This window comes from Kitasatospora sp. NPDC059646 (assembly GCF_042734615.1).
Lineage (GTDB): Bacteria > Actinomycetota > Actinomycetes > Streptomycetales > Streptomycetaceae > Kitasatospora.
The window spans coordinates 129,968-141,903 of sequence record NZ_JBHWDS010000020.1 but is presented as its reverse complement, the minus strand read 5'-3'; the positions used below and the strand labels follow the sequence as shown (position 1 = coordinate 141,903).

The following is an 11,936-nucleotide window of genomic DNA, read 5'->3' as shown; positions in this document are numbered from 1 at the left end:
GCTTTGAGCTGGGGGAGCGCGGAGCCCACGGAGGCCGAGAGGTCGAGGAGGATCGCCGCGTCCATGCCGCAGCCGGCCGGGGGCGCCGGGTTGGTGCGCGAGTTCTGCCAGACGCCGCCGGACGCCGGGTAGTTGGTGCCGTAGGTGTTGCTGAGCATGAAGCCGTTCGGGCCGGTCTCGGTGGAGGAGTAGGTCTGGTCGGCGGCGAGTGCGGGCGTCCGGAAGGCGTAGGTCTGGGCGATGGATCCGCTGCCGCTGCCGGGGCCGGTGCGCAGGACCGGGTTGGCGTACCAGCCGGCGGGGGCGGTGCCGGGGAGCTGCTTGACCCAGAAGCTCCGGCCGGCGTTGGCGCCGCCGGCGGCGGTGTCGGGGACGGTGAAGCTGCAGTCGCCGGCGGCGTCGGACAGGCACTCGGCCCAGCCGGTGTCGACCGGCGAGGTGTCGGTCTCGGCGGCGAACAGGCCCAGTTCCACGCCGGCGAGCGGACCGACGGTGCGGGGGCCGGTGCGGTCGCCGCCGACCCGTACGGTGACGACGGAGGTGTCTGCCGTGGGGGCCGGCACTGCCCGGGCGAGCGGGGCGCGGCCGGCGGGTGCGGTGTCGGTGCGGGCCACCGCGGGAAGGGTCAGGCCTGCGGCGGCGGTCAGCGCCGCGGCCAGCGCGGCGGTTGCTCTCATCATGGTTACAGCAAGCCATCGCGCCGCACCGGCCCGGCTGCGGCACACGGTCGGCGCGTGAATCAAGCACTCTTTCGAACCACGCGGCAGCCGGAGCGGCCCGCCCGGTTCGGGGGCGTCGCGGATCCCCGCAGCGGTCGGGCCGACCGTCGCTCGGCTGTCGGCGGCCGGTCCGGTCGACCCGACCGGAGCGGGCACGGATTGTCGGGTGCGGCAGGCTTGTCCCTTCCTAGGTTGGTGGTCGAACAGGAAGGAGGCCGGGGTTGCTGGACCGGCTGAACCAGGCCATGGAGCACATCGAGGGCCGTCTCGACGGGCACGTCGAGGTGTCCGAGCTGGCACGGATCGCGATCATGTCCGAGTACCACTTCCGGCGGCTGTTCTCGTCGCTGGCGGGGATGCCGCTGTCGGAGTACGTCCGGCGCAGGCGGCTGACCGTCGCCGGTGCCGAGGTGCTGGCCAGGGAGCGGACTCTGCTGGAGGTCGCGGTCCGCTACGGCTACTCGTCGGGCGAGGCCTTCGCCCGGGCGTTCCGTGCCGTGCACGGGGTCGGTCCGGGCGAGGCCCGGCGTACCGGCGCGGCGTTGAGCTCCCAGCCCCGGCTGTCCTTCCGCCTCACCGTCGAAGGGAGCAGCACCATGCGGTACCGCATCGTGGAGAAGGAAGCGTTCAGGGTCGTCGGCAAGAAGGCCCGCGTCCCGCTGATCTACCAGGGGGTCAACCCGCACATCGCCGAGCACGTCCGGGGCATCGCGCCGGAGACGATGCTGCGGATCGCCGGCCTCTCGGACCAGGACCCGGAGGGTGTGGTGGCGGCGACCGTCCGCGTTTCGGACGGTTTCGAGGAAGGCAGTGAACTCGACTACTACCACGCCGTGGTGACCGGGGCCGCCGAGCTGCCCGGGGACCTCGACGTCCTGGAGTGCCCTGCGGGGACCTGGGCGGTGTTCGAGAACACCGGGCCGTTCCCGCAGGCGCTGCAGCAGATGTGGGCCGATGTCGCCGCGCAGTGGATTCCGTCCAACCCGTACGAGTACCGTCCGGGCCCGGAGATCCTGCGCACCCGCCCGTCCGGGAGCGACCCGGCGCAGTCCGACGCGCAGTTGTGGATCCCGGTGACCCGCACGGCGGGGTGATCCGGCGGCCCGGGGGCCCCGGCGGCCGTCCGCCGCCGGAGCCCCCGGGCGGGCGGCCGGAAATCGTTCCCCGGGCGTCGCTCGTTCGGCTGACGGCGGGTTGGCGGCCGGGGGCCGGGGCAGGAGGCGGGCATGCATCGTGCCCTCGGACGTACCGGAACGCTCCTGGCGGCCCCGGTCGTTGCTCTCGTCCTGATCCTCACCGGCATCACCGTCGGCGCCACCTCCGCGTCCGCCGAAGTGTTCTGCGGGTCCCACTCGGTGGACGGCGCCATCTGGACCGAGTACACCCAGACCCCCGGCGTCCAGCGGTCGTTGGGCTGCCCCACCAGTGACGAGCTCGCCGCTCCGGACGGCGTCGGCCGCTTCCAGGTGTTCGACAACGGCTCGATCTACTGGACGCCCGACACCGGCGCGCACGCGGTGTGGGGCCTGATCCGCCAGCACTGGGCCGATCTCGGCTGGGAGCGCGGCTACTTGGGCTACCCGCTGACCGACGAGATCACCAATCCCGACGGCTACGGCGTGCGCCAGCAGTTCCAGGGCGGGACCGTCTACTGGAGCCAGTACAGCGGCGCCCACGCCGTGCACGGCGTCATCGGCTGGTGGTGGGGGCAGAACGGGTACGAGGGCGGCTTCTACGGCTACCCGACGTCCGACGAGTACCCGGAGGAGTACGTCGGCGGCGACGAGGACAACAACACGGGCGTGCGGCAGAACTTCCAGTCCGGCCGCTACCTGCTGTACAGCGGCGGCCAGCCGAACGCCTTCGAGAGCTGCCACAGCGCGTGCATCGGCTACGGCGGCATCACCAACACGAAGTGGGTGAAGAAGACCGAGGTGTACATGAACCTCGCGGACCAGAACAAGCGTTCCACGCACGTCACTCCGACCGACGCCGCGTTCGCGAGCACCTCCCGCTCGGACACCGCGTCCAGCGACTCCGCGGACGACTGGAAGCAGGTGTGGTCCAACACGCTGATGTTCCCGCACGCCACGCAGGGCGAGATGCACTCGACGTACGAGCAGCTGTACTGCCACGCGTCGTACTCCTACCCCAACGGCAGCGGAGGCCACTGGGGCGGCACGACCTGGGACCTGGAGGCGTGGCACTACGACATGGTTCCGTACGACGCCGGCAAGGCGCTCCAGACCAAGTGCAACTGGGGGGAGTGACACCCGCGCCGGGGCCGGGCCGCCCGGTGCGGGCGGGCCCGCCGTGACGGCGTGCCGGCGCCGCGTAGAGTGGCCGCTCCCCCACCCACGAGGACGGCCACCGTGCACGAGCGTTCCGGCATCCTGTTCGTCACCGATCTCGCGTACCCGGCGCAGGGCCGCCGGTACGGCGACGAGGACGTCTTCCTGACCTCGCGGCTGCGCGAGGAGTTCGACGTGGCGCTGTGCCACCCGCGGGACGCGGCGGCGCTGATGGACCGCTTCGACGCGGTCGTCGTCCGCAACAGCGGGCCGGTGCTGGGCTACCGGGAGCAGTTCGACGAGTTCCGTCGGCGGGCCGGCGCGCGCGGCACCCTGGTGCACAACCCGCTGACGGGCCGTGGCGACATGGCCGGCAAGGGCTACCTGCTGGAGCTGACGGCGGCCGGCTACCCGGTCATCCCCACCGTGGACCGGCCGGCCGACGCCCACCTGCTGCCGCCGGCCGAGCGGTACGTGGTCAAGCCCGCCGCCGGCGCGGACTCGATCGGCCTCTCGGTGGTGGCGCGCGCGGAACTGGCCGGCCTCCGGCAGGACGGCGTGCTCGTCCAGCCGCTGGTCGACTTCCGCTACGAGGTGTCGTTCTACTTCGTCGACGACGCCTTCCAGTACGCCCTGTACGCGCCCGACCCGTCCCGCCGCTGGGAACTGACGCCCTATCACCCCACGCCGGACGACCTCGCCTTCGCCCGCCGCTTCGTGGACTGGAACACCCTGTCCCACGGCATCCAGCGGGTGGACGCCTGCCGCACCGCGGACGGCGGGCTGCTGCTCGTCGAACTCGAGGACCTCAACCCCTACCTGTCCCTGGACGTCCTCCCGCCCGCGCAGCGCGAGGCGTTCGTCGTCGCCCTGGCGGCCTCGATCCGCGGCCTGCTCCGCACCGACGGCTGACCGCCGGCCGGCCCCGCGGGGCGACCGGCGGAACCGGCGCCCGGACTGCCGACTGCTCCTGACGCGGGGCCAGGAGCGGTGCCTCCCGGCCCGGGCGAGTGCCCGCTCCGCCCGGGCCGGGAGGGCGGTGACCGGGTCGGCCGCGGACGGCAGGTCGGTGACGAGGTCGACGCCCTCGGCCGCCCGGACCGGCAGCGGGGGGATCGCGCCGCACGCCCTCATCGCCCTGGCGGCCTCGATCCGCGGCCTGCTCCGCACCGGCGGCTGACCGCCGGCCGGCCCCGCAGGGCGACCGGCGGAACCGGCGCCCGGACTGCCGACTGCTCCTGACGCGCGGTCAGGAGCGGTGCCTCCCAGCCCGGGCGAGTGCCCGCTCCGCCCGGGCCGGGAGGGCGGTGACCGGGTCGGCCGCGGACGGCAGGTCGGTGACAAGGTCGACGCCCTCGGCCGCCCGGACCGGCAGCGGGGGGATCGCGCCGCGCGCCACGTCGTCCCGGTACTCCTGACGGGCCTGCGGGTCGCGGGCCGACTCGGCTTCCCGGCCGCGCCACCGGTCGAGACAGGGGTGGCCGAGCGTGCGGGCCGTGTACGTGTCGGCCGGCCGGCTCGCGCCCCGGGCGGGGTCGAGCACGCTGCTGCGTTCGGTGCCCTGCCCGCGCCCCTCGACCGGGACCCGGCCGACCAAGGGGTCGACGAGCGCCTCGCGGTGCCCTGGAACCGGGTGCCGATCAGGGCGCCGGCGGCGCCCGGGGCCGGCGCTGCGGCGACGCCCCGGCCGTCGGAGGTCCCGCCGGCCGCCAGGACGGGCACCGGTGCCACCAGGTCCACCGCGGCCGGGACGAACGGCAGGGCGGAGCGTCCGCGCCGGCGCCGTGGACGCCGCCCTCGGTCCCCTGGGCCACGATCACGTCGGCGCCCGGCTCCGCGGCCCGCTCGGCCGCCTCCGGGTCGGTGACCTGGACCATCAGGACGGCGCCCGAGCTCCGGATCGGTTCGACGAACGGGCTCGGGTCGCCGAAGGAGGCCATCACCGCCGCGGGCCGGTACTCCCACGCCCGTTCCACCGCTCCGGAACCGATCGCCCGGGCGAGGAAGCCGACGCCCCACGGCCGGTCGGTGCGCTCGGTCACGGTCGCCGGTTCCCGCGCCGGCCACTCCCGGTCGCCGTAGCCCCCGCCCACCAGGCCGATCCGCCGGCCCGGGAGACTGCGGCCGCCAGGGCTCCCCCGGCCGCTCCGCCCATCGGCACCAGCACGATCGGGTGCCGCACGCCCAGCAGTTCCGTCAACGTCGACAACCCCGTGCGGCTCGTCATCGGCCCCGTGCGCGCCGGCCGGGGCGGGTTCGGGAGGCGCGGAAGAAACCCGCCGGCCGATGTCGAGCCGGCCTCCCCCGGCTCCGACCCCACGGTGCGGGGCGCCACCCGGCCCCCGCAGGCCACGAGACCGAACCACGAGCGAGGCACCGACGTGAACCAACTGCTGAGAGTCATGAACTTCAACGTCTCCTCCGACGGCATCGCCGCCGGACCCGGCGACCAGCAGACGCTGGAGCGGCCGTTCGGCCTGGACCGGCCCGAGCGGCTGTTCGGCTGGGCCGGTGCCACCGCGAGCTGGCCGATGCGCACCGACCCGGGCGGCACCCGCAGCCTCGACGACTACTTCACCCGCGATTTCGACCGCAACATCGGTGCGGAAATCATGGGCCGGAACAAATTCGGCCCGCAGCGCGGACCGTGGACCGACCACGAATGGCAGGGCTGGTGGGGGGAGAAGCCGCCCTTCCGGACGCCGGTCTTCGTCATGACGCACCACACCCGCCCTTCTCTCACGCTCTCCGACACCACCTTCCACTTCGTCGACGACAGCCCCGCCGCGGTCCTCGAACAGGCCAAGGCGGCCGCCCGGGGGCAGGACGTCCGCCTCGGCGGCGGTGTGACCACCATTCGTCAATTCCTGGACGCCGGTCTCGTCGACACACTCCACATCGCCGTCTCCCCGATCGCGCTCCACACCGGCATCCGGCTGTGGGACTCCCCCGACGATCTCGACGACCGCTACCACCACGACACCGCCCCGAGCCCCAGCGGTGTCACCCACCACCTCTACTGGCGCAGGTGACGGCGCTGCACGCACCGGGGCGCCTCGGCCTGCGGGCCGGGGCGCCCCGCCCGACGCGGTGCCGGCACCGCCGCGGCCGCGGCCGGAAATCCGCAGAAATGCCGGACCATACCTGCACTATGCGCAACCGCTACCAAAGTTTGTCGGTCCGCTTTTCCGGCGGCCTCGCCGGGAAATTCGAATGCACTCGCTCCGGCACCCGGCCGGCCCGGCGAATTCTATTCCGCTTCCGCGTCGGCTCCCGTTCCGCAAACCCGACTTGACTTGACGTCATCCCGTCAAGAATTGCCACCTGCGGGGCTCTTCGCGTTGCATATTTCCGAACCATCCCCCTCACACAGCGCACCCGCCACACCCTTGACCGGTGACGGCCGCGGCTCCAGAGTCGTCACCGACGAGCCCGCCCGGCACGCCGCCGTCCGATCGGCCGCGGATCCGCCGGCGCTCGCGCTTCGACCGCATTCTTTTATTTGGGGGGAACCACTCGATGGCCCGCAGAGCCACCACGCCAGCCACAGCCGTGCCCGGTACCCCGTCCGCGACCGGATCCGGAAACACCGCCGGAACCGGGATCGGCACCCGCAGCGCCCTGGCAGCCGCTGTCGCGGCTTCGCTGCTCCTCACCGCCACCGTCACCACCACCGCCGCGGCGGCCTCGACCGACGGCGCCGCCGGCGCCAACGGCGGCGGCGGCACCGCCACGCCCGGGCAGATCGTCTTCGCCGACGCCGCCGGGTCCACCGGGCCCGCCCAGCCGGTGCCCGGGGCCAGCTCGGGCGGCACCCTGAACGTGCTGCAGCAGGACACCTTCGGGCACCTGGACCCGGCCCAGGTCCGCGTCAACAACCAGGCGCAGCTGGCGACCCTGATCGACCGCGGCCTGACCACGTACCGCCTCGACAACGCCGGCAACTACTCGGTGGTCGGCGACCTCGCGACCGACAGCGGGCGGATGAGCGACGGCGGCAGGACCTGGACGTACACGCTGAAGAGCGGCATCCGGTGGGAGGACGGCACGCCGATCACCTCGGCCGACATCCGTCAGTCCGTCGAGCGGCTGTTCGCCCCGTTCGTCACCAACGGGCCGACGTACCTTCAGCACTGGCTGGCGAACACCAGCGGCGCCGACTACCGCAACCTGCTGCCGGAGGGGCCGTACAACGGCAGCCACCTGCCGGACAGCGTGCTGTCCACGCCGGACGCGAAGACGATCGTCTTCCACTTCCAGCAGGCGCAGCCGGACCTGCCGTACGCGCTGGCGCTCGCCGGCTACTCGGCGGTCCCGGCGGCGCGCGACACCAAGGAGGCCTACGACACGGCCCCGGTGGCGTCGGGCCCGTACCGGGTCGAGAACTTCACCCCGGGGGTCTCGATGACCCTGGTCCGCAATCCGCAGTGGGACCCGGCGACGGACTCGGCCCGGCACCAGTACCCGGACAAGTTCCAGATCAGCTTCGGCGTCTCGGCCGTCGACTCGACCCGCCGCATCATGGCGGACGCCGGCGACGACCGGACCGCGCTGTCGTTCACCAACTCGGTGGACGCCGCGCACACGAACGCGGTCATGGCCGACCCGGCGACGGCGGCGCGCGCCATCTCCGGCTACCAGCCGTACGTCGCGCAGATCAACTTCAACACCCGGCGCATCACCGACGCCCGGCTGCGGCAGGCCCTCGCGTACGCCATCCCGACCCGGGCGGTGTACGACGCCCAGGGCGGCCAGTGGGGTGCGGAGCTGGCGGGCAGTTACATCAGCCCGACCATGCCGGGGTACCGCGCGAGCGACCCGCTCGGCAAGGTCGCCCACCCGGACGGCGAGCCCGACAAGGCGCGCAAGATCCTCAAGTCCGAGCACAAGCTGGGCATGAAGATCCGCTACGCGTTCGTCGACACGCCCGCCGGACAGCAGTACTCGGCGGCGATCGAGGCCGCGCTCGACCGGGCCGGCTTCGACGTGGAGCGGGTCGCGATTCCGGGCCGCAACTACTACGACACCATCGGCAAGACCGACAACGCCTTCGACATGTACGCCTCGGCGTGGGGCGCGGACTGGCCGAGCGGGCTGACGGTGATCCCGCCGGTGTTCGACGGCCGGACGGTCGCCAACGGCTCGTCCAACTACTCGATGCTGAACGACCCGCGGGTCAACCGCCGGATCGACCGGATCAAGACCCAGACGGACCCGGGCCGGGCCGCGACCGCCTGGATGGCGCTGGCCGACCACATCGCCAAGACCGACGTCCCGGCCGTGCCGACCGTGTCCTACAAGCAGCTCCAGATATCCGGCTCCCGGGTCGGCGGCGCGGTCTACCACCGCATGTACGCCAACATCGACCCGACCCGCCTGTACCTGAAGCCCTGACGCCCCGCCAGGGCCGGCCGGGCAGCTGACGGACGGCACGAGGAACTGCCGGGACTCCCGCGAGCGGGGGTCCCGGCAGTCCGTGTTCGAGCCCGGGCCGGACCTCGCGGCCGGCCCGGTGGATCAGTTGCCGCCCTGGCTGTAGGCGTAGGACAGGCTGGAGTTGAGGGTGCTGCAGTACGCGTAGCTCCACGCGCCGGTGCCGACCCGGGCCCACGCGCCCGCGATCTCCTGGCCGTTGGTGCAGTGGGCGACGGCCCGGACGTAGTTGTAGCCGTTGTAGTAGGAGCAGGTGATGCCGGCGGTGGCATCGTCGTTCCAGGTGGTGCAGGTCGTGGCGGCCGAAGCCGGGGTCGCCGCGACGACTCCGGCCATGAGCGTGGCGGCCACGGCGCCGGCAGCGGCCAGTGCACGGATCTTGCGCATGAATCCCCCTCGGGACGCGGAACGAACAGGAGCGAACACGAAGGACGCGCGGAGCCTCGGCCTGCCAGAACGGAGCCCGGGGCGCCGCCTCCTTCACCCAGGACCCTAGGTTCGGCCCGGCCCCGGCCGACAGCGATTCGCCCACGACCGGATCCAGCGCACAGAACTCCCCGACGCTCTGCCAACTCCCCACCGGTCCCACCCCGTTCCTTCACCGTGGAGCGCCGGCCCGCTCAGCGGCGGAGCGCCGCGCCGACCGCGTCGGCCACCCGCCGCCCGACCTCGGTCGACGGGGCCGTGGTGACCGCGGTGTTCGCCTCCCGGCCAGGGTGGTGCCGGGGTGGGCCGGGCGGGCGTCACCGGATTTCCGTGCGGCGGCGGCGCGTTCGGGGACGGTGCCGGGCGCTCAGGCCCAGAGGCGGGCCAGGTGGTCGTGCAGGAGTTGTTCGGCCTCTTCGGTGGTGCGGTGGCCGATCAGTACGTGGGCGGTGAGGCCGTCGGCGAGGGCGAGCAGGGTGCGGGCCTCGCGGGCGGGGTCGAGGCGGTCGGTGGCGGGCCAGAGCGGGTGGTCGGTCGCGGGCCCGAGCGCCTGGTCGGTCGCTTCGGCGATCAGGCGGGTGAGGAGTGCTTCCAGGTCGGCGTAGCTGGTGCGCAGGCCGGCGGCGAGCGCCGGGTCGACGGCGGCGGCGGCGAGGAAGGCGAGCCAGGTGCGGGCCTGGGCGCGGTGCCGGGTCTGCAGCAGGGCGAGTTCGTGGGCGAGGTGGCCGACGGTGCTGGCCGGGGACTGGGCGGGGGCGGCGAGCAGGCGGGTGCGGGCCCGGTCGGTGACCTGGCGGCCGATGTGGGCGACGGCGAAGTGCAGCATCTCGCCCTTGGTGCGGAAGCAGCGTTGGACGGCGCCCATCGAGACCTGGGCGCGGGCGGCGACGTCCCGCAGGGTGGCGGCTTCCAGGCCCTGTTCGTCGATCAGGGCGCAGACGGCGTCGGCGATCCGGCGGCGCCGTTCCTCGTGGTCCACCTGCTTGGGCATCCTGCGGCCTCCCGGGATTAATTCGATGCAAGTGTATCGGTACGAGGTCTAGAGTGCCGTCCGGTTCCGATGCGAGTGCATCGGATCAGGATTCCAGGAGGACAGAAGCCCATGTGGAAGCTCTCCGCCGGCGCTCTCGCCGCTGCCGTCCGCGGCGGCGAGGTCTCCGCGCTCGACGTGGTGGACGCCCATCTCGCCCGGATCGAGGCGGTGAACCCGCGGGTCAACGCGGTCACCCAGCTGTTCGCGGACCGGGCCCGCGCCGCGGCCCGCCGGCTCGACCGGCGCCGGGCCGCGGGCGAGGAGCTCGGGCCGCTCGCCGGGGTGCCGTTCTCGGTCAAGGAGTGCATCCGGGTGGAGGGGTTCGCGGCCACCTTCGGCCTGCGGCGGTTCGCGGGCATGACGGCCGGGGCCGACGCGATCCCGGTGGCCCGGCTGCGCGCCGCCGGGGCGGTCCCGATCGGCCACAGCAACATGCCGACGCTGGTCCTCTCCGGGATGCACACCCGCAGCGAGCTGTACGGCGACACGCTGAACCCGTGGGACGCGGCGCGCACGCCCGGTGGCTCCAGCGGCGGCGACGGCGCGGCGGTCGCCACCGGCATGGCCGCCCTCGGGCTGGGCGACGACTCGGGCGGCTCGGTCCGCATCCCGGCGTCCTTCTGCGGCGTCGCGGCACTGAACCCGACCGCCGGTCGGTTCGCCGCCGACCAGCGCATGCTGGGTCCGGACGACCCCGGCCCGGCCTCCCAAGTGCTGGTGGCGGACGGCCCGTTGGCCCGCACGGTGGCCGACCTGCGGCTGGCGTACGAGTGTCTGGCCGGGCCCGATCCGCGCGATCCGCGGGCTGTTCCCGCGCCGCTGTACGGCCGGCCGCTCGACGGCCCGCCGAGGGTCGCGGTGGTCGCCGACCCGGGCGGGCGCGGCGTGCACCCGACGGTCCGCCGGGCGGTCGAGCGGGCCGCCGGGGCGCTGGCCGAAGCGGGGTACGACGTCCGCGAGGTGCCGGACGTGCCCCGGTTCGACGAGGCGTTCGACGCCTATCACCGGCTCACGGTCGCCGAGTTCACGCCCGCGTGGCCGGCGGTCCGGCAGCTGCTCGGCGAGCGCGGCTCCCGCTTCGTCGACTTCGCGATGCGCGTCACGCCGCGGGTCGACGCGGCGGGGCTGATCGCCCTGATGGGCACCTGGATGAACATCCGCCGCTCCTGGGCGGAGTTCCTGGAGGAGTACCCGCTGCTGCTCGGCCCGGTCTTCACCGAGCCGCCGGTCGAGCCCGGCCTGGAGTCGCGCGACCAGCGGGGCCGGGACCGGGTGGTCTTCGCCATGCGGCTGTGCTCGGTGACCAGTTTCGTCGGCGTCCCCGCCGTGGCCGTGCCGACCGGGCTGGCGGACGGCCTGCCCACCGGCGTCCAGCTCGTCGGCCGGCCCTTCCGCGAGGACCTCTGCCTCGCCGCCGCCCAGCACCTGGAGGACCGGTTCGGCACCCTCGGCCCGGTGGACCCGGCGTTCTGACGCGCCGCCGGGCCACCTGCGGTCGGGCCGGCCGGGGCCGGGCGCGCGGTCACCCGGTGACGTTCACCTCGACGGTGAAGTCCTGTTCGCCGGGCGCGCACGGCTTGGCCTCGCCGCAGCTGCTGCGGTGGGCGGTGAGCCGGACGGTGCCGGGTGTGCGCGCGGTGAACGCGGTGGTGACGGTGCCGCAGCCGCCGCCCGGCCGGCAGGACGGGCCGGGCGCGGTGGACGGCGCTCCGGTGGGGGCGAGCAGCGCCGGGTCGGTGCTGGTGGCGGGCGACCAGTAGGTGCTGTGGAGTTCGGTGCGGACGGTGGTGCCGGGGGCCACGGTGACGCGGGTGCGGTCGGCGGATTCGTCCAGCACGACGGGGCCGGCGCCGGCCGGCGCGGCGGGTGCGGGCGCGGGCGCGGTGCCGGTCGAGCCGCAGCCGGCCAGCGCGGCGAGGGCGAGCAGCGCGCCGCCGAGCGCGGCGGCCTTCGCGAGGTGCGGGGTCTTCGGGGTCTTCGGTGTCATGGCGACTCCCGTGGGTCGGTGCGGCCGGGAGGCGGTGCGGACGGGGG

The 11,936-nt window shown here is 74.0% G+C and carries 11 protein-coding genes and 2 pseudogenes; 7 read left to right on the top strand and 6 right to left on the bottom strand.

Annotation, left to right across the window (positions count from 1 at the left end):
• Nucleotides 1-680 (bottom strand): annotated as a pseudogene (locus ACFV1L_RS17100) (hypothetical protein); the annotation flags it as partial.
• 260 nt (nt 681-940) lie between these two features.
• Here ACFV1L_RS17100 and ACFV1L_RS17095 point away from each other — a divergent pair.
• The 4 genes from ACFV1L_RS17095 to ACFV1L_RS17080 all read left to right on the top strand — a co-directional run bounded on the left by ACFV1L_RS17095 (nt 941) and on the right by ACFV1L_RS17080 (nt 4,190).
• Entirely contained in the window at nt 941-1,813 is an 873-nt protein-coding gene (locus ACFV1L_RS17095) for a GyrI-like domain-containing protein (protein ID WP_380366600.1), read from the top strand.
• Nucleotides 1,814-1,945: 132 nt separating this feature from the next.
• Nucleotides 1,946-2,989 (top strand): LGFP repeat-containing protein, encoded by a 1,044-nt coding sequence (locus tag ACFV1L_RS17090; protein WP_380366599.1) that lies wholly within the window; start codon nt 1,946-1,948, stop codon nt 2,987-2,989.
• 102 nt (nt 2,990-3,091) lie between these two features.
• Nucleotides 3,092-3,922 (top strand): hypothetical protein, encoded by an 831-nt coding sequence (locus ACFV1L_RS17085; RefSeq protein ID WP_380366597.1) that lies wholly within the window; start codon nt 3,092-3,094, stop codon nt 3,920-3,922.
• A gap of 127 nt (nt 3,923-4,049) precedes the next feature.
• The gene (locus ACFV1L_RS17080; protein WP_380366596.1) at nt 4,050-4,190 is read left to right on the top strand and encodes a hypothetical protein; all 141 of its coding nucleotides are present in this window, start codon (nt 4,050-4,052) and stop codon (nt 4,188-4,190) included.
• 69 nt (nt 4,191-4,259) lie between these two features.
• Here ACFV1L_RS17080 and ACFV1L_RS17075 read toward each other — a convergent pair whose 3' ends face one another.
• Nucleotides 4,260-4,607, bottom strand: coding sequence for a hypothetical protein (locus ACFV1L_RS17075; RefSeq protein ID WP_380366595.1), 348 nt, complete (start codon nt 4,605-4,607; stop codon nt 4,260-4,262).
• Nucleotides 4,608-4,687: 80 nt separating this feature from the next.
• Nucleotides 4,688-4,750, bottom strand: a pseudogene (locus ACFV1L_RS17070) (hypothetical protein); the annotation flags it as partial.
• Between the two features lie 641 nt (nt 4,751-5,391).
• Here ACFV1L_RS17070 and ACFV1L_RS17065 point away from each other — a divergent pair.
• Together ACFV1L_RS17065 and ACFV1L_RS17060 are read left to right on the top strand one after the other, a co-directional pair.
• Complete coding sequence (locus ACFV1L_RS17065; protein ID WP_380366594.1) at nt 5,392-6,042, top strand: dihydrofolate reductase family protein; 651 nt, start codon at nt 5,392-5,394, stop codon at nt 6,040-6,042.
• Between the two features lie 520 nt (nt 6,043-6,562).
• On the top strand, nt 6,563-8,404 hold the full coding sequence (locus ACFV1L_RS17060) for an ABC transporter substrate-binding protein (RefSeq protein ID WP_380366592.1): 1,842 nt from the start codon (nt 6,563-6,565) through the stop codon (nt 8,402-8,404).
• A gap of 123 nt (nt 8,405-8,527) precedes the next feature.
• Here the strand turns inward: ACFV1L_RS17060 and ACFV1L_RS17055 are convergent, their stop codons facing one another.
• Entirely contained in the window at nt 8,528-8,830 is a 303-nt protein-coding gene (locus tag ACFV1L_RS17055; RefSeq protein WP_380366591.1) for a hypothetical protein, read from the bottom strand.
• A 406-nt stretch (nt 8,831-9,236) separates the two neighbouring features.
• On the bottom strand, nt 9,237-9,860 hold the full coding sequence (locus ACFV1L_RS17050; RefSeq protein ID WP_380366589.1) for a TetR/AcrR family transcriptional regulator: 624 nt from the start codon (nt 9,858-9,860) through the stop codon (nt 9,237-9,239).
• Nucleotides 9,861-9,971: 111 nt separating this feature from the next.
• On the opposite strand from ACFV1L_RS17050, the gene ACFV1L_RS17045 reads away from it, so the two are divergent.
• Nucleotides 9,972-11,375, top strand: coding sequence for an amidase (locus ACFV1L_RS17045; protein ID WP_380366587.1), 1,404 nt, complete (start codon nt 9,972-9,974; stop codon nt 11,373-11,375).
• A 49-nt stretch (nt 11,376-11,424) separates the two neighbouring features.
• Here ACFV1L_RS17045 and ACFV1L_RS17040 read toward each other — a convergent pair whose 3' ends face one another.
• Entirely contained in the window at nt 11,425-11,889 is a 465-nt protein-coding gene (locus tag ACFV1L_RS17040; RefSeq protein ID WP_380366586.1) for a hypothetical protein, read from the bottom strand.
• Between the last annotated feature and the right edge of the window lie 47 nt (nt 11,890-11,936).